Source organism: Staphylococcus sp. MB377 (assembly GCF_001922505.1).
GTDB lineage: Bacteria > Bacillota > Bacilli > Staphylococcales > Staphylococcaceae > Staphylococcus > Staphylococcus haemolyticus.
In genome coordinates, this window is record NZ_MAON01000063.1 from 1 (window position 1) to 20,466 (window position 20,466).

Here is a 20,466-nt window from a genome sequence, read left to right on the forward strand (position 1 = left end):
CCGCCGCTAACGTCAAAGGAGCAAGCTCCTTATCTGTTCGCTCGACTTGCATGTATTAGGCACGCCGCCAGCGTTCATCCTGAGCCAGGATCAAACTCTCCATAAAAATTTATGATGTTTGATTAGCTCATAATACTAAATAGTGTTTATAACATTTAAGTTACTGTTTTTGGAATTAACGTTGACATATTGTCATTCAGTTTTCAATGTTCATTAATAATGGAGCGGGTGATGGGAATCGAACCCACAACATCAGCTTGGAAGGCTGAGGTTTTGCCATTAAACTACACCCGCATATTAAATTAAAAGTTTATTTGGTGCGGCCGAGAGGACTTGAACCTCCACGGGATTTCTCCCACTAGGCCCTCAACCTAGCGCGTCTGCCATTCCGCCACGACCGCTGGCAAAACGCAATAATTACTATTAACTATCGAGAACATAAATTATTGTAAATGTTTTGTAATGAAATGTCAATAACTTTTTAACATATTTTTAAATACGTTTTACAATCAATTAATGTTTAACTCTTTTAATAAAGCAACGATATACACTATACATTTTTTTATAATTAATGTCAACATTTAATAAACAAAAATATTCAGATCTACAATTAATGTAAAAGTAGACCTGAATTTCAATTTTAGTTACTTAGTAGCTAAGTTAAATGTTCGATTAGTGACAACTTTCCATTGCAAATTCCACACCTCATCTTCCGAACATCTACTTTCCTTATCCTTAAATATTTGCAACCACATGATTGACATTTATATAAATAATTAGCACGGGCTTCATATGATTGAATAGGTTTACAAAATCTCGGAGCACCGACTTGCTTACTCAACATTTTAAAGTCTGGATCTTTATGTTTATAACCTTTTCCACCTAAATGCAGATGATAGTGACATAATTCATGTTTAATTATATCGATTAATGCATTTTTACCATAATATTGATATTGTTTAGGATTAATTTCAATGTTATGTGAATCTAAAATATAACGTCCACCTGTAGTACGTAGCTTATTATTAAACAAAGCATTATGACGAAAAGATTCATTAAAATATCGGTTTGAAATGCTTTCAACCATATTTTGAAGTTCATTATTATTCATGTGGATCAATCATTGTTAGAGAAACTTTTTCTTTATTTTGATCAATATCAAGAATCCAAACTTCTACTATATCTCCAACACTAACTATATCCATAGGATTTTTGACGAATTTTTTTGATAATTTAGATACGTGTACTAATCCGTCTTGTTTCACACCTATATCTACAAATGCTCCGAAATCAACAACATTTCTTACTGTTCCACTTAATTTCATACCTTCTTTTAAATCTTCAATAGATAGTACATCAGATTTTAGGATAGGTGTTTCAAACTCATCACGAGGATCTCGATTAGGTGCCGTTAGAGATTTAATAATATCCTCTAAGGTTGGTACTCCAACATTTAATTGTTCAGCTATTTGATTTGTGTTTATTTTGGATAATTCATTTTTTAACTTGTCAGTACCTAAATCATTGATATCAAAATTTAAAACAGTCAATAATTCATATGTCACATCATAACTCTCAGGGTGAATTGATGTATTATCAAGTGGTTCAGAGCCATCTACAATACGCAAAAATCCTATACTTTGTTCGAATGTTTTAGCACCTAATCGTTTCACTTTACTTATTTCTTTATTGTGCTTGATTGCTCCATTTTCTTCACGGTAATCAATAATGTTTTGAGCTATTGCGCTAGATAGACCAGAAACATACTGTAATAGAGATTTGGATGCTGTATTTACATCTACACCGACTTGGTTTACGGCTGTTTCAACAACAAATGTTAATGCACTTTCAAGTTCTTTCTGATTTACGTCATGTTGATATTGACCCACACCAATAGATTTAGGATCTATTTTAACTAATTCACTTAATGGGTCTTGAACTCGTCTTCCTATTGAAACAGCACTTCGTTCTTCAACTTGAAAATTAGGAAACTCAGATCTAGCAATTTCTGAAGCAGAATACACTGAGGCCCCCGCTTCATTGACAATAATAAATTTAATATCTAAATTATATTTTTTGATAACATCAGCAACGAAATGTTCAGTTTCACGACTTGCTGTACCATTACCAATTGCAATAAGTTCTATATTATTTTCTTTAATCATTCGGACAATTTCTTTTTCAGATGCTTCTACTTTAGATTTAGGTGGATGTGGATAAATTACACTTTTATCAACAAAAGTCCCATAAGGATTAATGACTGCTAGTTTACATCCTGTTCTAAATGCTGGGTCAACTCCTAATATTTGCTTACCTTTCATAGGCGGTTGCAACAATAAGTGATTTAAATTTTCACTAAAGACCTCAATAGCATGTTGTTCGGCTTTCTCAGTTAAATCAGCGCGTATTTCTCTTTCAATCGAAGGCATTATTAATCTTTTTAAACTGTCTTCAATTGCTAATTTTATATAATCTCCATGTGGATTATTATTTTTAACCTCATTTTTTTCAATAGCACTTGCTACTTGTTGAGTATCAAATTCTACTTTGACTGAAAGCACTTTTTCTTTTTCACCACGATTCATAGCTAGCACTCTATGATTAGCAACGTTCTTAATAGGTTCCACATAATCATAGTACATTGCAAATGTTTCTTTTTCATCATCCGCTTTTTTCTTCTTAGCCGTTACAATATTTCCTTGCCTATAAATATCTTTCAATATACGACTGCGATACTTAGGATTATCTGAAACGTGTTCAGCAATGATATCTAACGCTCCTTGAATTGCCTCGTCAACAGTAGCTACTTCATCATTAATATACGCCTCAGCTTGTTGACTCAATTCACCCTGTTGACCATCACTAATCCATTGGGCTAAACTTTCAAGTCCTTTTCGCTTAGCTTCAGTTGCTCTTGTTTTCTTTTTTTGTTTAAAAGGTCTATAAAGATCCTCGACACGCTGCAATTTGGTTTGTTTAAGAATATCTTCTTTTAATTCATTTGTTAATAAACCCTGTTGTTCAATATTATGTATAACTTCATCTTTTCTTTTCTGTAAATTTGCAACATATTGATATTCGTCAGAAATTTGTTTGATTTGAACTTCATCCAAACCACCCGTTGCTTCTTTACGATATCTTGCTATAAAAGGAACAGTATTATTTTCTTCTAGCAATTCTAATACGGATTTTACTTGTTTTTCAGAAAATTGATATTTAGAAACTATTTCATTCATTAACATTTTATCCATTTATATAACCACACTTTTCAAAAATTCTTATTTCTCTAAGTATACAATATTTAATTTTAAGCATTGCTTTTTTAATTCAAAAGTAAAAAAGGAGTCGGATAGAATTCATAGTGAATTCATTGTCCCACCCCCACATAGATGACTAGAACTGAAAAACTACTAGTTGAACTTCTTATCAATACGTGCAACAATTGCGACTGTCCACTATAGTTTTATATAATTAATGTTCTAGACTCTAAATGTAATATTTTATTGTTTAGCAGCTTGTTGCAATTTCTTAATTGCAGTTCTTTGTAAGCGTGATACATGCATTTGACTTAATCCAATACGTTCCCCAGTTTCTTTCTGGCTTAATCCTTCTATGAACGTGCATTGAATAATTTCTCTTTCTCTATCTGAGAGAATAGGCAAAATACGTTCAAGAATCATACGTTTTTCAGTTAAGTCATAATTATCATCTTTTTGCCCCATGATATCTAATAGAGTTACTGTTGAACCATCTTTATCTGCCTCAATTGAATGATCAACACTAAGCGCGTTATAGCTTTGACCCATTTCCATAGCTTCTAACACTTCTTCTTCTGAAACTTCTAAACGGTCAGCAATTTCTGCAATTGATGGAGATCTTTCCAACTCATTTGTTAGTTCATCGCTTACTTTTTTGATACGTGGGCCTATTTCTTTTATTCTTCTAGGAACATGGACACTCCAAGTTTTATCCCTTAAATATCTCTTAATCTCACCAATAACGGTCGGTACTAGGAATGCTTCAAATTTGCGATCAAAAGACAAATCAAATCTGTTAATAGCACCTATTAAACCAACCATACCAACTTGAACTAAATCTTCATGATGTGATTGTCCTTTAGAATACTTATAAGCTAAAGATTCAATTAATTTTCGATAATGATTAACTAATCTATCTTGAGCTTCTGTATTAGCGTTATCTTGATGTTCTTTAATCCATTGGTTAATTTGCTCAGGTGATACATCATTAACTGATTTCGACTCTTTCGTCATTATTTGGCACCTGCTCTTTTTTTATATACTTAATCATGCTGATTGTTACACCAGATTCTTTAAAGACTTTCACTTCATCCATCAAGGATTCAATTAAGAATAAACCAAGTCCGCCTTCACGTAAGAAATCGATATTTTCATTCTCATCGTAAGGTCCTAGCTGTGATTTAGTCGTTTCATAATCAAAACTTTCACCTTGATCAGAGATAACTATTTTTATTTTATCATCAAATAACTCAAAACATAAATTAATCATACCATTTATTTCATCATTTTTATAAGCATGCTTCACTGCGTTAGTAACGGCTTCACTTACTGCAATTTTAGAATCTTCTATATCGTCGTAAGATGCGCCTGCTCTTGAGAATACACCTGATAGAGTTAAACGAATTAAACTCACATACTCAGCAGAGGCAGGTAATTTCATCTCGATATAATCATTTTTAATAGGCAAGTTACTCTACCTCCGTTCCTTCATTGACATGCATTAAGTCCTTAAGGCCAGTAATATCAAATAATCTTCCGATTCTATCTGATACACCTAAAATATATAATTCTTTATCATTTTGATTCAAAGCTTTTAATGTTCCTACAAATAAACCTAATCCTGTAGAATCCATATAACTAACGTTTGTCACATTCACGTGAATATCATGAGTACCTTCTTGACGCATTGGCATCAAAACTTCTTCTAATTCAGGTACTGTATAAACATCTAATTCCCCAGCCACAATGACTTCATAATATTCATCATGTGTTATCGTCTCAATGTTAAGGTTCATAGTTCTTACACTCCTAGTTTAGTCTTTTGTTACTAATAATATGTATACTTTAGTAAGTATACCCATAGTTAGATTTATATAATCTAAAAATTTAATATTTAATTTACACGTTTTATAATCATAATAGTCATATCGTCACGTTTGTTAGGGTTTTGTATTTTTAATATAGCTTCATATAATATTTGTACTATATCTTGTGGATGCATATGCTTATACTTACGTATGAGGTTCAACAATGTGTCTTTAGCTATGAATTCGCCATCTGTGTATCTTGCTTCTGTAACACCATCAGTAAATATGATAACTAAATCATCTAAATGAATGGGAATTTCTTGTTGACTATAACGAGTGTGCTGACTTACACCTAAGACTCTTCCTCTAACTTCAATTTCTTCAAATGTTTCAGTTTCCGCTCTATATATATATCCAGGTTCATGACCTGCAGAACTACAATAAAGTAGATGGTTCATTTCTTCATATAATCCGTAAAACATGGTCACAAACATATTTTGATTTACGTTTTTCTCCACAACACGATTAAGACGTTTCAATCCATCACTTGGTAATTGGGAATGCCCATAGGAGTCCATTCCGAATTTAATCATACTCATAGCTAATGCAGCTGGAATTCCTTTACCTATAACATCAGCAATAGCGAAACTCATCGTTCCATCTCTATGATCAATTAAATTAAAATAGTCGCCACTCACTTTTTGAGCAGCAACAGAAATCACACCAATCTGTATACTATCAAATTGAGGGATATCAGTTTTTAACATTGTCTGTTGAAGCCTAGAAGCTAAATCAATTTCTTTATCGTGGAATTGCATTTTATCAACTAACTTTTGGTAGTCACGATAACTATATCCAAACCCTTTTACAACCTCTTGTAACACATCTAATGTATCAAAAATTTGTTGTTTATTTAAATTTAAGGAGGTTACATATGATTTGTGTATATTCACAATATCTTCAGGTAGAATATCTTTTTTAATTACTTCATCTGTAAAATCATTACACTTTTCTAGAAATTGTTGTTTATTTTGCGTAACTAAACTTTCATCAATAAGTTGCTTATAATGCTGCTTACATTCTTCCACAAATCTGCCTCCTCGCTTCAATATATCTAACACTTAGAACTTTTTTATATGCATTTGATATTTATTAATAAAATTCATTATTGTTAAAACCATAATATTAAATAATATACTTTATATTTAAAAAAGACTTTAGGAATTACCTAAAGTCAACAACTAAAGACTATCAATTAATCTAGTACTTATCTTCAAATAGGACTAATATGTATTAAGTACATAGAAATTAAAGTACGAAAATTCGAATAACTGAATTTAAAATATTGTCTTTAATAGTTAAAATGAAATACTTTTGAATTATACATAAATTAAGTTATGTGTTTTGCGTTTTAACTTCATCATGCAGTCCTAGACTAATGTCTAGTGCTTCATCTACTTCTTGCATTTTCTCATCAGATAGATATGTTAATTTTTCTTTTAGTCGTTTTTTATCTAATGTTCTAATTTGCTCGAGTAGAATTACTGAATCTTTATCAAGTCTGTATTTCTTTTTCTCGATTTCAACATGTGTGGGTATTTTCGCTTTATTAATCCTTCCCGTAATCGCAGCAACGATTACGGTAGGACTATATTTGTTGCCAGTATCGTTTTGAATGATAACTACAGGTCTGACTCCCCCTTGTTCTGAGCCCTGTACTGGTGACAAATCAGCTAAATATACATCGCCTCTTCTAATCATTCACTTTTATAATTAGAAATAATGTACGTTTCGTTGCAATCACAAGCTTCGCATTCTAGAGGAAAAGCTTCTGTCGCTAGGGAGAGATTTAATTCAGCCATTTGTGAATAGCCTTCTTTTAAAGATTGTTCAAGACTGTGACTTCTATTTTGATTGAAAGTAAGCATAATATGAACCTCCACTTGATACCAAATAAGACATTATAAACTTTAATTAATTTTATAATAACAAATTTCATTTCAAGTGACTATACTATTTTAATAATTCATTAGTTACATGCATCTGGTCATCAACTTGATAGATTCTAGGTAAACGTCTACCTAAATTACATAAAACTTCATAGCTAATCGTGTCTTGTTTTTGAGCTAAAGTTTCAGCTGATTGAGGTGAATCATAAGTATTATCTAGAAGTGTCACAGTGTCCCCCTCTTTTACATCATCTGGCACTTTAATTATCATTTGATCCATACATACTCGACCTATGACTTCACATTGATGGCCTTTGACATTAACAAATGCCCCTTGCATTGAACGTAAGTATCCATCTGCATATCCAATTGGCAAAATCGCGATCTTTATATCTTCAGTTGCTGTATATGTACTGCCATAACTTACCGATTCTCCAACTTTTAAATACTTAGTTTGGACAACTTGTGTTAATAATTGCGCACTTGGTTGTAATTCAGTTTCAACTTTTTCTTTTACGTACTCTGACGGATAATAACCATAAAGTGAAATACCAAGTCTAACTGCATTACATAATTCAAAGTTTCTCAATAAAGAACCAGCTGAATTTTGAGAATGTATGAATTTAGGTTTCTCAGCTTGAGTTACTAAGGTTTCAAATTGTTCATATTGATGATCCATTGAGTCGCCAGGTTCATCAGCATTAGCAAAGTGCGTATATACACCTTCGAATACTAAATGAGAATGACTTTGAATTAAGTCAATGACTTCTTTATATTCTTCCAGTGATTTAATTCCAAGTCTGCCCATACCTGTGTCGAGTTTCACATGTAGCCATAAATTCTTTTCATTATCATCAGTAATTAATTCTATTGCATGTTGTATCCATTGTAATGATGGTACAGTCAAAGCAACTCTGTGTTGAATAGCTTTATTTATATCTTCAAGAGGAATGACACCTAGGATAAGTATTTGAGCATTAATTCCATGCATACGTAATTCAATAGCTTCATCAAGAGTTGCTACTGCAAAAAAGTCAGCACCGTTTTTCATTAAATGTTGTGCGATTTTAACGCTACCTAAACCATAACTATTAGCTTTTACTACTGTTATAACTGTTTTATCGCTATGCAACGTTCTAACAGTATTATAGTTATTTAAAATCGCTGATAAATCTACGTTTAAATAAGTTGATCTATAGAATTTATCTGACATACGTAATCCTCCTCTTAATTAGTAAAAAATCTTGTTTATTATTGATTTAACTCGTTCAATATACGAGGTAGAAATTATTTTTATTATAATACTGTTAATCTCTCTTTTCTAACAAAACTTGACTCATCGCATAATGTTCTGTATGAGTTATTGAAACATGTACGATAAAACCATTGTAATCTATACATGGTTTACCTTTTATATCGTTGTAACAATTAATGTCTTTGAATGCCACTGTTTTTCCTAAGCCTGTACCTAATGCTTTACTGAAAGCTTCTTTGGTTGCGAAACGACCAGATAAATATTCAAATTTTCTCTTTTCACTTTTAAATGAATGAAATTGATGTTCCTCTTCTTGTGTTAAAATTCTCTTTACTAACTTGTCTTTTTGTTTCTCAAAAGCTTTTTTAATTCTTTCAATTTCTATTAAATCAATACCTATTCCATGTATCATGCTAACCCCTCACTCACTAGGTATATTTGAATGATCAATTTTCGTATTCATTTCACTAATATCATTTTGCTGAATATTTTTCTTTTTTTGTATCATTTGTTTAAGTTTTATTGCATCTTTCTTTGCAATTAAGTCTATTTGAGAAACGCCTCCTGCAGTCGACAAATGCAATGATGCTAACTTATATTTTCTCATTAAAAAACCTTCTTCAATATCGATATTCTGAATTCGATAAAATGGAATAATTTTAGTATTGATAAAAATAATGCCTCTTCTTATATAAATTTCATCGTTTGAATAAAAATATCGAAAATTTTTATATTTTAAAAATGGTGTTATAACTATAAAAACAACACAACATAAAATGATTAGTGCTATCGCAAGACTTACAAGTAATGCGCGACTCATTTCCTCAATGTATAAATCACATAAAATACTTGCTATTATCACTATAATTGTAAAAATAATGGTAGTAATCATTGAAGCAATCCTCATCACTTTAGGGCCGTTTTTATTCATATAATTATAATTAGACATCGTACTCACCTCTTAAATACGCATCAACGTAGCGTTGCGATGTATCTTCTCTTATGAACTTTAATTCCATAAACTCAAATATTGATCCCTTAGCAATAAGGAAATATAAATTTGCTAAATGACTTCTTTCGAGAAAAGGATGTTGGCTCGTTTCTATACCTATAATTTTATCCGTTTTGAAGTAATATGTTTGAAAACCAAAAGTGCTTACACGTTTCAAAGTTATTTCATCATTCTCTATCACTAAGCCAGCATTTTTAACGTAGATATATGCATGATACATCATCACAATAATTATCATCAAAGCGATTAAAAAGCTCCATGCACTCCAAAAATAAGTTCCGATACTAGCTAAAATTAAAATGATAATACTTGGTATAAAGAAGTGACGATGAAATCCTCTCCATGGCATAACGTTTTCGACCTTATTAAACTTCATTTCTGGTACGAGCTTTCCAATAATTTCATATGCTTCTTTTTGTTTTATAAATGGTAATATCATAATTTTACCATTGTCACTTGCATCATCATTAGACTCTATATCCATATCACTCGTGATAATAAAGTGTATAGAGGTATATCCAAATATTTTTCTTAAGAAAGATTGTTTCTCTAACACTGCTTGTAGTCGATCAGTTGGAACTGTTAGATTTTTCACATTAAAAAGACCATAACTAATTTTAAGATGATTCCCCTGTTGTACAACTTTGTAGTTATAATAACGTATAATCGTAATTATAGTTCCTAAAACATAACTAATGATTAAAATCGATGCAACAACAAACAGCACAATAATAAATACAGAATTTACCCAATGCCATAGATTAGACGTCCATTTATCCCAAGGTATAATATCTTGAAATGCACCTACTATTGGCGAAACGGCAGCAAAGGCCACACCTATTGCCCCACTCGTCATAGCCATTAGAATTAATGAAGTTAAGGACATATTGAACACATGTTCTGAATTACTTTCTGTTACACTTGTCGATGCATTATATTGCTCCGTTTTTAGTTCATTTTCATCCGATTCATCATTGATTAAATATTCTTGAGTATCATTATTTAATTCTTTTTGTCTCATACGTATGGTTTGTTCAATGAACTCACTCTGTTTCTTCGTTATTGTTGCCAATTCAATGCCATCACTTGGCGTTTTAATTTGTAAACTAACGCCACCAACGATTTGGTTAATCAAACCCTGTGTTGTATCTAATGACTGAATTCTACTTAGATTTAGTTCTTTTCTTTTTTTATTTAACCATCCAGATGTAACAATAAATTGGTCGTTTTCAATCCAATATCTTGTAACTTTAATTTCTAAAAATCGATGTATAAACGTCAATATAAAGATAAACAAGAAGATTGATGGCCCAATATAATGACGAATTTCTGTAAAATCAAAATTCCATATATTAAAACCAACTAATATGATAAATGTAAAAATATTTCGTTTAATTACATCTATTATCCCTGTTATGTATGAAATTGGATGCAATTTTTGAGGATTAAACATCTGAATCAGCACCTCGCAATGCTATAAAAATATCTTCTGATAATTGGTTCATTTCTTCTTCTGAGACAATTGGTAATTTTAGTTCATGTCCTGCTGTTACAAAAATTAAAATATTTAAATTTAGTAGCTTTAAAATAGGATTACTTTTAATTTCTAAAAATTGTAGCCGTTCAATTTTAGTCATTTGGTGTTTTTTTAAAATAAAAGACTTTTTAACTTCGACATTTCTATCATTAACCCTATAAAAACGATATTTATAATTAATAATGGGTTGTAATAGCAAACGAATAACCGAAATGAAGACTAAGAAGATAAGTATGTAGACAATAAAGTGGTACCAATTAAAATATCGCCACATTGAGAATAGTGCAACAATGATAATCAGTTCTATTAAAAATAAGATACCACTATTAAACCAGTGGTATGTCAGTGCATTCTTAGGACTTTTATGAAATGAACTTTCTACCTTCATAATATACTCCTTTGCAATTTTATTTTATTATATCATATTTAGTGTGAGGCTTACTGACCTTGCTGAATATGCGAAATTGTTAAATTACTTCTACTATTTAATCAAATTTAAAACCACCTCAAAAGCATGAGATGGTTTGATTATAAAATCCAATATTGAATTATTTTATTTTTGTAAATCTGCGAATGTTCGACCTTTCATCGTAGATCTACCTTTGTCTTGTCTTTCACGACGGTCAGGTTTTTTACCTTTTTTCTTATTAAAGTTACCTTTTGAACGTTTGTTTTTATTATCGAACTTGTTATTACGTTTTCCACCACGACGTGATCCATTACCTTTACCTTGGCGATTTTTACGTGCTAATGGTTTTTCAAATGTTAATTGTACTTCCACTTCATCATTTGCTTCTACTAATTCTTGTAGTAATGATGCAACTAATTCAGTACTATCATATTCTTCTAATAACTCGCTTGAGATACGTTTCAAACGTGCTTCACTTTCTCGTGACATCCAATTTTTCACTTTATCTTTAATATCATCTTCACGCGCTTTTAATACTTCTTTGCGGTGAGGTGGTCTTAAAGCGTTCATGCGTCTTCCATTTGCATCTTCTATTTGACGGATGTAATCCATTTCAATTGGATTTACGAATGTAACAGCGATGCCTTCTTTACCAGCTCTTCCTGTACGTCCGATTCTATGTGTATAGCTTTCAGTATCTTGAGGAATGTCAAAGTTATATACATGACTTACACCTGAAATATCTAAACCACGTGCTGCAACGTCTGTAGCAACTAATATATCGATTTGATCATTTTTAAATTTCTTCAATACTTCTAAACGTTTAGCTTGTGTGATATCACCATGTAAGCCTTCTGCTTTGTAACCTTTAGATAATAAAGCACTTGTTAATTCATCCACACGACGTTTTGTTCTACCGAAGACAATGGCTAATTCAGGTTGGTGTACATCTAAGAAATTAGTAAATGTATCGAACTTTTCAAGTTCTTTCACAATTGTATAATATTCATCAATTTGAGGGTCTGACATTTCGTTGTTCATTGTCTTAACGATTTGAGGAGATTTCATGAATTGTTGTACTAAAGATTGGATTGCTTTAGGCATTGTTGCTGAGAATAACATTGTTTGTCTTTGCTCAGCTGGAATTTTATCCATAATGAATCTCATATCATCGATGAAGCCCATGTTCATCATTTCATCTGCTTCATCCAAAATTAATGTATGAATACCATTTGTTTTTAATGTACGTCTATTTAAGTGGTCAATGACACGTCCTGGTGTACCTACAACGATTTGTGGTCCTCTTTTTAAAGCTTTAATTTGTCGATCGATTGGCATACCACCAAATACCGTTACAACTTGTACATTTTGACCACGACTAAATTCTCTTAATTGTTCAGCTACTTGCATAGCTAATTCTCTTGTAGGTGCTAATATTAAAGCTTGCACACCTGATTGACCTACAACTTTTTCTATTAAAGGAATCCCGAACGCTCCCGTTTTACCAGTACCAGTTTGAGCTTGTCCAAGGATGTCTTTTCCTTCTAATGTATAAGGGATACTATCTTTTTGGATAGGTGTGGGTTCCTTAAAGCCCATTGCTTCAAGGGTCTCAACTGTTTTATCCGAAATCCCTAGTTCTTTAAAATTTTGCAATATAATTCTCCTTTTAACTTTCTTATTTATCAATATACGTTTGTGTATATAAGGTCCTCTTATTACGTCAACTTCTATATAGTACCACCTAAAATTACATATCGCAATAAAGCAATTTTATAGATAAACTCGTTTTCAAATCTATTTTCATATAATAGCGTTTACATTTTTCACTTATTATTTAAATTTTTAAAGTAAAAAAACAAGCCACTAAAGGATTTAGATTCCTAATTAGTGACTTGCTTAGCATGATAGTAATTTTGAAAATAATTAAATCAATTTATTTACAACTTCTTCAAGTTTATTTCCTCTTGAACCTTTTACAAGAACTTTGTCGTTAGCAACTAAGTTATTTATTAAATATTGAGTTAATTGTTGTTTATCAATAAAATATTCAACGTGGTCAACAAATTGACCTCCTATATCACTAATATACTTTGCATCTTTGCCATATGTTAATAAAGTATGGATGTTTTTACCTTCTAAATATGCGCCTACCTCTTCGTGCATTGAACGACTATTTTCCCCTAATTCAAGTGAGTCAGCAAGTACAATAATTTTTCTACCTTCCATTTGACTCAAAGTATCAATTGCGGCTTTCATACTTGTAGGACTGGCATTATAAGCATCATTTATGATAGTAATATCATCATCAGTAATATGGCGTTCCATTCGCATACCAGTGAGTTGAACATGATTAATGTTATATTGAATAGTCTCATATTTCAGTCCTAGTTCATGACCAATAGCAATTGCGATAGCTGCATTTTTCATATTATGGATTCCAAGAATAGGTAATTTATAATGTTCATTACCGTTAATAGAGAAAGCAATGCCATCATTTTCACTATGTTCTACTTCGCATACTAAAGCATTATCTTGTTTCAAACCTACACTTAAACATTTTGCATGTTTGATTTCTTTAACATGTGGTTCAAGCAATGGTTCATCACCATCATAGATGAATGTTCCCTCTTTTTTAAGTCCAATTGTTATTTCAGATTTAGCTTTAGCAATGCCTTCACGAGAACCTAAATCTTGCATATGTGATTCACCAATATTTGTAATAACAGCAATATCTGGTTCTGCTATATTAGAAAGTAATTCTATTTCATGGAATCCAGACATACCCATTTCTAATATTGAAATCTCTGTATCTAAATCAAGCTCTAAAATAGTTAATGGTAAGCCTATTTCATTATTGTAATTACCTTGCGTTTTTTTAACTTTAAATTCAGTGTGTAATACACTCTCAATCATATCTTTTGTAGTTGTTTTACCGTTTGAACCAGTAACACCTATTACTTTAGGGTTCACATGTTTAAGATATGCTTTAGCTAATTGTTGTAACGCAATTAATGTATTGTCTACCCATATAATAGGTCCTTCCACATTATCATCAATGTCATGGCCTTTTTCATAGAAAGAAGCACCAGCACCATCTTTTAACGCCTGTGAAACAAAGCGATGACCATCTACGTTCTCACCTTTAAATGGTATAAATAACATATTAGTTTTGATTGCACGTGAATCGATCGTCACACCTTTGATGGTTTGTTGTAAATATTGTGAATCAATATCACAAGGTATCCATTCCTGAATTTGCTGTAAAGAAACTTCTATCATTTATGAATCCCTCTCTTAGTCAATTGTGTATTTGTTTTTCTTTTTATCCTCGTGACGTTCTTTAGCTAGGTCAATTAATTTTGTGATTAGGTCAGAATAAGATAAGCCCATATTCTCCCATAAACTTGGATACATACTAAATGCTGTGAATCCAGGCATTGCATTTGTTTCATTAATAAAAATTTGATTGTCTTCAGTAACAAAGAAATCCGCACGTACTAATCCCGAACAATCTGTAGCTTTAAATGCTTCCAATGCCATGTTTCTTAATGTCATTTGTACTTCTTCATCTAATTCTGCAGGAATTTGTAAACTGATTTTACCGTCTTTATATTTTGATTTGTAATCATAGAATGCAACATCTTTGATAACCTCTCCTGGCCATGTTGTTTCAGGATAGTCATTGCCTAATACAGCTACTTCAACTTCACGAGCATTAATACCTTGTTCAATAACAAGTTTACGGTCAAATTGGAAAGCTTCCTCAATACCTGATTTTAATTCATCCTCATTATTACATTTACTAATACCTACACTTGAACCAAGATTTGCAGGTTTTACGAATACTGGATATGTAAGTTTATCTTTAACGAGTTTAATAATGTTACCCTCATATTTTTCATATTCACTTCTTAAGAAACTAATGTAAGGTAATTGAGGCAATCCTCTATGTTCAAATAATTGTTTCATGACAAGTTTATCCATTGAACTTGATGCAGCTAGTACACCATTCCCAACATATGGTAAATCAAGAACTTCAAATAACCCTTGAATTGTTCCATCTTCACCATTAGGGCCATGAAGTAATGGGAATATAGCATCATAAGGTTTACCATCGCTACTTTCTTTAAGCAAAATAGTGATTTCGCCCGCTTCTATATCTGTCATATTTAGGGATTCAATTTCTTTAATTTCCTCAGTGATATTTTCTTTTTTCTTCCATAAGCCATCATTCGTAATATAAATGATATCCACTAAATATCTTTCTTTATCAATTGCATTAAGAACATTTTGCGCAGTCAATTTAGAAACATCATGTTCAGCACTTTTACCACCATATACGATACAAATGTTTTCTTTCACCATAAGTAGTTCCTCCATTAAGAAAGATCATAACTCAATCATTTATGAGAAGTATTAAACTATTACGTTATTTCAACTTCTTACAAATGTCTATATCTCTTTCAATTCATTTTTACTTTTTCTTTTTAGTTAACTATCAATATTTTATAAATTTTATTTAGTTTAAACTATGCTTTCTAAAAATCAATATTATCACAGTCTAAAGTGATTTTGCATTTATCAACTTAAATCTAATTATGTTTAAATAATTTTTTTGGTTTTTATTAGAATAATTTACCAATCATAATTCAAACACAATTTTAGATAGAATTTTTAGTTTTCTATATTCTGCCTGTTATTTTCTAGCAAATTAATATAAAGTCATGTAAAATTTGTATATAATATTAATCGTTCGATTATAAGAATTTAAGGAGTTTTCTCATGAAATATTCATCCCGTCAACAGCCTTCAAAACATTGGCTACGTAAGATAGACTGGATACTTGTAGCATTATTAACCATACTTGCCATTATAAGTGTTACTACGATTAGTTCAGCTATGGGTGGAGGACAATATAGTGCAAACTTTAGTATTCGCCAAATCATATATTACATATTAGGTACTATTATCGCATTAGTTATTATGCTTATTTCACCTAAAAAGATTAGAAATAATACATATATTCTTTATTTTATCTTTTGTGTACTACTTATCGGTTTACTCATATTACCTGAAACATCTATTACACCAATCATTAATGGTGCTAAAAGTTGGTATTCATTTGGACCAGTAAGTATTCAACCCTCAGAATTTATGAAGGTCATCTTAATTCTAGCACTAGCAAAGAGCGTTTCTAACCATAATCGTTTTACTTTTAATAAATCTTTTCAAACTGATTTGGTCTTGTTTTTTAAAATCATAGGAATTTCAATAGTACCAATGGCTTTAATCTTATTACAAAATGACTTAGGTACGACGCTTGTGATTTGCGCTATTATTATAGGAATAATGTTAGTTAGCGGTATTACATGGAGAATCTTAGCACCATTATTTATAGCCGCTTTTGTTTTTGGAGGAACTATTATATTAGCTATCATTTATAAACCAACGTTAATTGAGAGCCTTCTAGGTGTGAAAATGTATCAAATGGGGCGAATTAATTCTTGGTTGGATCCATATTCATATAGTGCTGGAGACGGTTATCACTTAACAGAATCTTTAAAAGCGATTGGGTCTGGTCAATTATTCGGTAAAGGATTTAATCATGGTGAGGTTTACATTCCTGAAAATCATACAGATTTTATATTCTCAGTAGTTGGAGAAGAAATGGGATTTATAGGCGCTGTAGTTTTACTACTCATCTTTTTAGCATTAATTTTTCATTTAATTCGACTTGCTACGAAAGTTGAATCTCCATTCAGCAAAATATTTATCATAGGCTATGTATCACTACTTGTCTTCCATATATTACAAAATATAGGTATGACAATCCAATTACTACCTATTACCGGTATACCATTACCATTTATTAGTTACGGCGGTAGTTCACTATGGAGTTTAATGGTTGGTATAGGTGTCGTCTTATCTATACATTTCCATCAAAGACAAACAATGCCTAATAAAGAAGCGTAATCACATTTAAAAGTGATTACGCTTCTCCCTTTATCAATTGCTAGCAGACTATTTAAGTTCTTGGCGCACAGGTGTTGTAGCTGGCAATGTATTAATAATGTCTAAACGAGTTTTAGTTTTTTTAATATTCACACCTAATGACGATAATAATTTAACAACATTTTGCAATTTATCCGAATTACTCATGGCTTTCACCTCGTTTTATGACTTCAAAGTTATACTACCCCAATTATCGATGTTTTACTACATTAATTCAGCATAAAATTGATATTTAACAAAATTATTTTAATTTATCAACCTAATACCTTATAACCATCATCATAAATTTCTTTTTCAATACTATTTAAATTCGTTGGTGTTTCATAAGAAATTTTAACTAATTGGTCATTTAGTTTTACAATTACTTCATCTACACCTATCATCTTCTCAAGTCTATGTTGGAGCGAATTAGCTTGCTCTTCAGTATTTAATTCACTAATTCTAATTTCACTAAAGTTCATTTAATTAACCCCTAATCTTTCATTAATTTTTGAAATGTCACTAACAATTCTTCCATCGCTTCTTCTTGAGCGCCGTTATTCACTTTATCCATGATACAGCTTTTCATATGATGATCTAGCAACTTAGTGGCCACACTATTTAATGCAGATCTTGTAGCTCTAATTTGAGTTAGCACGTCATCACAGTATACATCTTCTTCAATCATGCGATTAATCGCTCTAACTTGCCCTTCAATACGATTTAGTCTTGATTTTAAATTCATTTTAATTTGTTTGGAATGATGTGCATTTTCATGATTATTCAAGGTCGTCACCCTTTCTAATAGTACTATCATATCGTATAATTTACCTTCATATTCGTCAAACACTGTAACTTATTTTCATGAAAAAGAGTCATGCTATTTAGTTAATGCCATGATACAATTAAGTTTAAGAAAGTACTAGACTTATCTTATTCTTGCAAGAATTAAAAAATAAACAGGAGGCGTACTATGGTAGAAATATATTCAATGTCTTTCACGCATTCCTCATTGATTATTAATATCATTTTAATTGCTGCCTTTATATTAAACTTAATTTTTGCGTTTGTTATTATCTTTATGGAGCGCCGTAGTGCTGGTTCAATATGGGCTTGGCTACTTGTTTTAGTATTTTTACCAATTATAGGGTTTATTTTATATTTACTATTAGGACGCCAAATTCAAAGCAATCGTATTTTTAAATTGAAAAAGGAAGACCGTAAAGGGCTTGCTATGATTGTCGATGAACAAATTGAAGCATTAGAAAGCGACGATTTCTCAAAAGGTAATCATCAAATTGTTAAGTTTAAAGAAATGGTACGCATGTTACTTTTTAACAATGCTGCATTCCTTACTACTGATAATCAAATCAAGATTTATACTGATGGCCATGCAAAATTTGATGCATTATTAAGTGATATTAAAAATGCAAAGGATTATATACATATTCAATACTATATTTTCAAAAGTGATGAATTAGGTCATCGAATTCTCTCAGCACTTGAGGATAAACTTGATGAGGGCTTAGAAGTTAAAATGTTATACGATGATATGGGATCAAGAACTTTAAGAAAAAAAGATTTAAAACACTTCCGTCAAAAAGGTGGACATGTTGAATCTTTCTTCCCTTCTAAACTCCCACTTATAAATCTCCGTATGAATAACCGAAACCATAGAAAAATAGTTATTATTGACGGTAAAATTGGTTATGTTGGTGGTTTTAATGTAGGCGACGAATATTTAGGTAAAGATAAAAAATTTGGATATTGGCGAGACACTCATTTGCGATTAGAAGGAGATTCTGTAAACGCACTTGAACTGAGATTTATATTCGATTGGAATTCACAATCAAACCGTGATTCAATCGAATATGAAGATCGTTATTTTCCTGATGTAGACTCTGGTGGAACAATAGGTGTACAAATTGCCTCAAGTGGTCCTGATGAAGATTGGGAGCAAATCAAATATGGTTATTTGAAAATGATTTCTTCAGCTAAACAATCTATTTATATTCAATCACCCTATTTTATTCCTGATCAAGCCTTCATTGATGCAATTAAAATAGCAGCTTTAGGTGGTGTAGAGGTCAATATCATGATTCCTAATAAACCTGATCATCCTTTTGTTTATTGGGCTACCTTAAAAAACGCAGCTTCTCTATTATCAGCTGGTGTGAAAATCTATCATTATGATAATGGTTTCTTACACTCCAAAACATTAATTATTGATGATGAAATTGCTTCAGTAGGTACTGCCAACATGGATAATCGTAGTTTTACATTGAACTTTGAAGTAAACGCATTTATCTATGATGAAGCAATTGCAACTCAACTAAAAGAAGCATTTATTCAAGATATGAAAGTATCCTACCGACTCACTGAAGACTTATATAATAAACGAAGCCTGTGGATTAAATTTAAAGAAGGTATATCTCAATTACTTTCACCTATTCTATAGATAATTTAGATATAGTAGTTTAAAAAATTACATTGAAAATATTATAGACTTAAAATAATACTTTAGTCCCGAACTTATCTGAACAATAAGGAGATTAAAATGAATGTAACACGACAAATAGAATTAGCGCATCGTTATATGAAAAATTTTCATAAAAATGATTATTCTGGTCATGATATTGCACATGTAGAACGTGTAACGTCACTAGCTCAAACAATCTCTAAATGCGAGCAACAAGGAGAATATTTAATTATCACATTATCTGCATTACTTCATGATGTCATTGATGATAAGTTAACAAATAAAGCCAATGCTTTAGATCGTTTAAAAACATTTTTAAAGAACATTCGTGTATCTTTTGATCAACAAAAAAAGATTATTTACATCATTCAGCATTTAAGTTATAGAAATGGACAAAATAATCATGTAGACCTTCCTATTGAAGGACAAATTGTAAGGGATGCTGATCGACTAGATGCGATTGGTGCTATTGGTATTGCTAGAGCATTTCAATTTTCAGGCCATTTTAATGAGCCAATGTGGACAGAATCACCACATAGAGACATACCTAATATTGAAACGATTACTAATTTAGAACCTTCAGCTATACGTCACTTTTATGATAAATTATTAAAATTAAAAGATTTAATGCATACTGAAACTGGTCGAAAATTAGCTAGAGAAAGACATGCGTTTATGGAACAGTTTTTAAATCAATTTTATAAAGAATGGCATATATAAAAAAAGGTCGATACCCTACGTAAGGATATCGGCCTTTTTACTTACT

General features: G+C 31.2%; 22 protein-coding genes, 2 tRNA genes and 1 rRNA gene. 3 read left to right on the forward strand and 22 right to left on the reverse strand.

The genetic code is table 11. The features are described 5' to 3' along the window. The 19 genes from BB045_RS11305 to BB045_RS11395 all read right to left on the reverse strand — a co-directional run. Positions 1-106: ribosomal RNA gene (locus tag BB045_RS11305) — 16S ribosomal RNA — on the reverse strand; the annotation flags it as partial. Positions 107-220: 114 nt separating this feature from the next. After that, a tRNA-Gly gene (locus tag BB045_RS11310) sits at positions 221-294 on the reverse strand. A 21-nt stretch (positions 295-315) separates the two neighbouring features. Beyond that, a tRNA-Leu gene (locus BB045_RS11315) sits at positions 316-401 on the reverse strand. Between the two features lie 254 nt (positions 402-655). Beyond that, the gene (locus BB045_RS11320) at positions 656-1,111 is read right to left on the reverse strand and encodes a SprT family protein (RefSeq protein ID WP_070440793.1); all 456 of its coding nucleotides are present in this window, start codon (positions 1,109-1,111) and stop codon (positions 656-658) included. Then, positions 1,104-3,251, reverse strand: coding sequence for a Tex family protein (locus BB045_RS11325; protein WP_075140779.1), 2,148 nt, complete (start codon positions 3,249-3,251; stop codon positions 1,104-1,106). The genes BB045_RS11320 and BB045_RS11325 overlap by 8 nt, the downstream gene beginning before the upstream one ends. Positions 3,252-3,500: 249 nt before the next feature. Then, entirely contained in the window at positions 3,501-4,271 is a 771-nt protein-coding gene (gene sigB / locus BB045_RS11330; RefSeq protein ID WP_011275276.1) for an RNA polymerase sigma factor SigB, read from the reverse strand. Beyond that, a complete protein-coding gene (gene rsbW, locus BB045_RS11335) occupies positions 4,246-4,698 on the reverse strand; it encodes an anti-sigma B factor RsbW (protein WP_049426550.1) in 453 nt (150 codons plus the stop codon). Before rsbW ends, sigB begins: the two co-directional genes overlap by 26 nt. A gap of 28 nt (positions 4,699-4,726) precedes the next feature. After that, entirely contained in the window at positions 4,727-5,053 is a 327-nt protein-coding gene (locus BB045_RS11340) for an anti-sigma factor antagonist (RefSeq protein WP_049426540.1), read from the reverse strand. Positions 5,054-5,151: 98 nt separating this feature from the next. After that, on the reverse strand, positions 5,152-6,153 hold the full coding sequence (locus BB045_RS11345) for a SpoIIE family protein phosphatase (RefSeq protein ID WP_053020219.1): 1,002 nt from the start codon (positions 6,151-6,153) through the stop codon (positions 5,152-5,154). 307 nt (positions 6,154-6,460) lie between these two features. Beyond that, the gene (locus BB045_RS11350) at positions 6,461-6,826 is read right to left on the reverse strand and encodes a type II toxin-antitoxin system PemK/MazF family toxin (RefSeq protein ID WP_011275272.1); all 366 of its coding nucleotides are present in this window, start codon (positions 6,824-6,826) and stop codon (positions 6,461-6,463) included. Beyond that, entirely contained in the window at positions 6,823-6,993 is a 171-nt protein-coding gene (gene mazE / locus BB045_RS11355) for a type II toxin-antitoxin system antitoxin MazE (RefSeq protein WP_049426542.1), read from the reverse strand. The genes BB045_RS11350 and mazE overlap by 4 nt, the downstream gene beginning before the upstream one ends. An 85-nt stretch (positions 6,994-7,078) precedes the next feature. Beyond that, positions 7,079-8,227, reverse strand: coding sequence for an alanine racemase (gene alr / locus BB045_RS11360; RefSeq protein ID WP_075140781.1), 1,149 nt, complete (start codon positions 8,225-8,227; stop codon positions 7,079-7,081). A 94-nt stretch (positions 8,228-8,321) separates the two neighbouring features. Beyond that, positions 8,322-8,681: a holo-ACP synthase gene (gene acpS / locus BB045_RS11365; RefSeq protein WP_049426544.1), complete on the reverse strand. Its 360-nt coding sequence runs from the start codon at positions 8,679-8,681 to the stop codon at positions 8,322-8,324. Between the two features lie 9 nt (positions 8,682-8,690). Further along, the gene (locus tag BB045_RS11370) at positions 8,691-9,218 is read right to left on the reverse strand and encodes a PH domain-containing protein (protein WP_049426545.1); all 528 of its coding nucleotides are present in this window, start codon (positions 9,216-9,218) and stop codon (positions 8,691-8,693) included. Further along, positions 9,211-10,734, reverse strand: coding sequence for a PH domain-containing protein (locus BB045_RS11375; RefSeq protein WP_075140782.1), 1,524 nt, complete (start codon positions 10,732-10,734; stop codon positions 9,211-9,213). Before BB045_RS11375 ends, BB045_RS11370 begins: the two co-directional genes overlap by 8 nt. Beyond that, positions 10,727-11,206, reverse strand: coding sequence for a PH domain-containing protein (locus BB045_RS11380; RefSeq protein ID WP_053020220.1), 480 nt, complete (start codon positions 11,204-11,206; stop codon positions 10,727-10,729). The genes BB045_RS11375 and BB045_RS11380 overlap by 8 nt, the downstream gene beginning before the upstream one ends. Positions 11,207-11,371: 165 nt before the next feature. Beyond that, entirely contained in the window at positions 11,372-12,883 is a 1,512-nt protein-coding gene (cshA, locus tag BB045_RS11385; RefSeq protein ID WP_070861623.1) for a degradosome RNA helicase CshA, read from the reverse strand. Positions 12,884-13,153: 270 nt separating this feature from the next. After that, entirely contained in the window at positions 13,154-14,509 is a 1,356-nt protein-coding gene (locus BB045_RS11390) for a UDP-N-acetylmuramoyl-tripeptide--D-alanyl-D-alanine ligase (RefSeq protein WP_075140783.1), read from the reverse strand. Between the two features lie 15 nt (positions 14,510-14,524). Beyond that, on the reverse strand, positions 14,525-15,595 hold the full coding sequence (locus BB045_RS11395) for a D-alanine--D-alanine ligase (protein WP_053020221.1): 1,071 nt from the start codon (positions 15,593-15,595) through the stop codon (positions 14,525-14,527). Positions 15,596-16,012: 417 nt separating this feature from the next. Here BB045_RS11395 and BB045_RS11400 point away from each other — a divergent pair, with 417 nt between their 5' ends. Further along, positions 16,013-17,203, forward strand: coding sequence for an FtsW/RodA/SpoVE family cell cycle protein (locus BB045_RS11400; protein WP_070861621.1), 1,191 nt, complete (start codon positions 16,013-16,015; stop codon positions 17,201-17,203). 48 nt (positions 17,204-17,251) lie between these two features. On the opposite strand, the gene BB045_RS12070 is transcribed toward BB045_RS11400, so the two are convergent. The 3 genes from BB045_RS12070 to csoR form a co-directional block, all read right to left on the reverse strand. Beyond that, positions 17,252-17,389 carry an Lmo0850 family protein gene (locus tag BB045_RS12070; protein ID WP_141738622.1) on the reverse strand — a complete coding sequence of 46 codons (138 nt, stop codon included), beginning with the start codon at positions 17,387-17,389 and terminating at the stop codon, positions 17,252-17,254. 107 nt (positions 17,390-17,496) lie between these two features. Beyond that, entirely contained in the window at positions 17,497-17,703 is a 207-nt protein-coding gene (gene csoZ, locus BB045_RS11405) for a putative copper chaperone CsoZ (protein ID WP_070861619.1), read from the reverse strand. An 11-nt stretch (positions 17,704-17,714) separates the two neighbouring features. Next, positions 17,715-18,038, reverse strand: a complete 324-nt coding sequence (gene csoR / locus BB045_RS11410) for a copper-sensing transcriptional repressor CsoR (protein ID WP_053020047.1) — start codon at positions 18,036-18,038, stop codon at positions 17,715-17,717. A gap of 156 nt (positions 18,039-18,194) precedes the next feature. Here csoR and cls point away from each other — a divergent pair, with 156 nt between their 5' ends. Continuing rightward, positions 18,195-19,679: a cardiolipin synthase gene (gene cls, locus BB045_RS11415; protein WP_075140784.1), complete on the forward strand. Its 1,485-nt coding sequence runs from the start codon at positions 18,195-18,197 to the stop codon at positions 19,677-19,679. A 99-nt stretch (positions 19,680-19,778) separates the two neighbouring features. Further along, positions 19,779-20,420 (forward strand): HD domain-containing protein, encoded by a 642-nt coding sequence (locus tag BB045_RS11420; protein ID WP_070440772.1) that lies wholly within the window; start codon positions 19,779-19,781, stop codon positions 20,418-20,420. Positions 20,421-20,466 lie beyond the last annotated feature (46 nt).

Coding starts and splice junctions, on each gene's coding strand:
- BB045_RS11340 (WP_049426540.1), bottom strand. CDS start 5,053: ATGAACCTTAACATTGAGACGATAACACATGATGAATATTATGAAGTC.
- sigB (WP_011275276.1), bottom strand. CDS start 4,271: ATGACGAAAGAGTCGAAATCAGTTAATGATGTATCACCTGAGCAAATT.
- BB045_RS11395 (WP_053020221.1), bottom strand. CDS start 15,595: ATGGTGAAAGAAAACATTTGTATCGTATATGGTGGTAAAAGTGCTGAA.
- cls (WP_075140784.1), top strand. CDS start 18,195: ATGGTAGAAATATATTCAATGTCTTTCACGCATTCCTCATTGATTATT.
- BB045_RS11320 (WP_070440793.1), bottom strand. CDS start 1,111: ATGAATAATAATGAACTTCAAAATATGGTTGAAAGCATTTCAAACCGA.
- mazE (WP_049426542.1), bottom strand. CDS start 6,993: ATGCTTACTTTCAATCAAAATAGAAGTCACAGTCTTGAACAATCTTTA.
- BB045_RS11370 (WP_049426545.1), bottom strand. CDS start 9,218: ATGTCTAATTATAATTATATGAATAAAAACGGCCCTAAAGTGATGAGG.
- BB045_RS11400 (WP_070861621.1), top strand. CDS start 16,013: ATGAAATATTCATCCCGTCAACAGCCTTCAAAACATTGGCTACGTAAG.
- csoR (WP_053020047.1), bottom strand. CDS start 18,038: ATGATAGTACTATTAGAAAGGGTGACGACCTTGAATAATCATGAAAAT.
- BB045_RS11350 (WP_011275272.1), bottom strand. CDS start 6,826: ATGATTAGAAGAGGCGATGTATATTTAGCTGATTTGTCACCAGTACAG.
- alr (WP_075140781.1), bottom strand. CDS start 8,227: ATGTCAGATAAATTCTATAGATCAACTTATTTAAACGTAGATTTATCA.
- BB045_RS11380 (WP_053020220.1), bottom strand. CDS start 11,206: ATGAAGGTAGAAAGTTCATTTCATAAAAGTCCTAAGAATGCACTGACA.
- acpS (WP_049426544.1), bottom strand. CDS start 8,681: ATGATACATGGAATAGGTATTGATTTAATAGAAATTGAAAGAATTAAA.
- BB045_RS11375 (WP_075140782.1), bottom strand. CDS start 10,734: ATGTTTAATCCTCAAAAATTGCATCCAATTTCATACATAACAGGGATA.
- BB045_RS11420 (WP_070440772.1), top strand. CDS start 19,779: ATGAATGTAACACGACAAATAGAATTAGCGCATCGTTATATGAAAAAT.
- rsbW (WP_049426550.1), bottom strand. CDS start 4,698: ATGAAATTACCTGCCTCTGCTGAGTATGTGAGTTTAATTCGTTTAACT.
- BB045_RS11325 (WP_075140779.1), bottom strand. CDS start 3,251: ATGGATAAAATGTTAATGAATGAAATAGTTTCTAAATATCAATTTTCT.
- csoZ (WP_070861619.1), bottom strand. CDS start 17,703: ATGAACTTTAGTGAAATTAGAATTAGTGAATTAAATACTGAAGAGCAA.
- BB045_RS11390 (WP_075140783.1), bottom strand. CDS start 14,509: ATGATAGAAGTTTCTTTACAGCAAATTCAGGAATGGATACCTTGTGAT.
- BB045_RS12070 (WP_141738622.1), bottom strand. CDS start 17,389: ATGAGTAATTCGGATAAATTGCAAAATGTTGTTAAATTATTATCGTCA.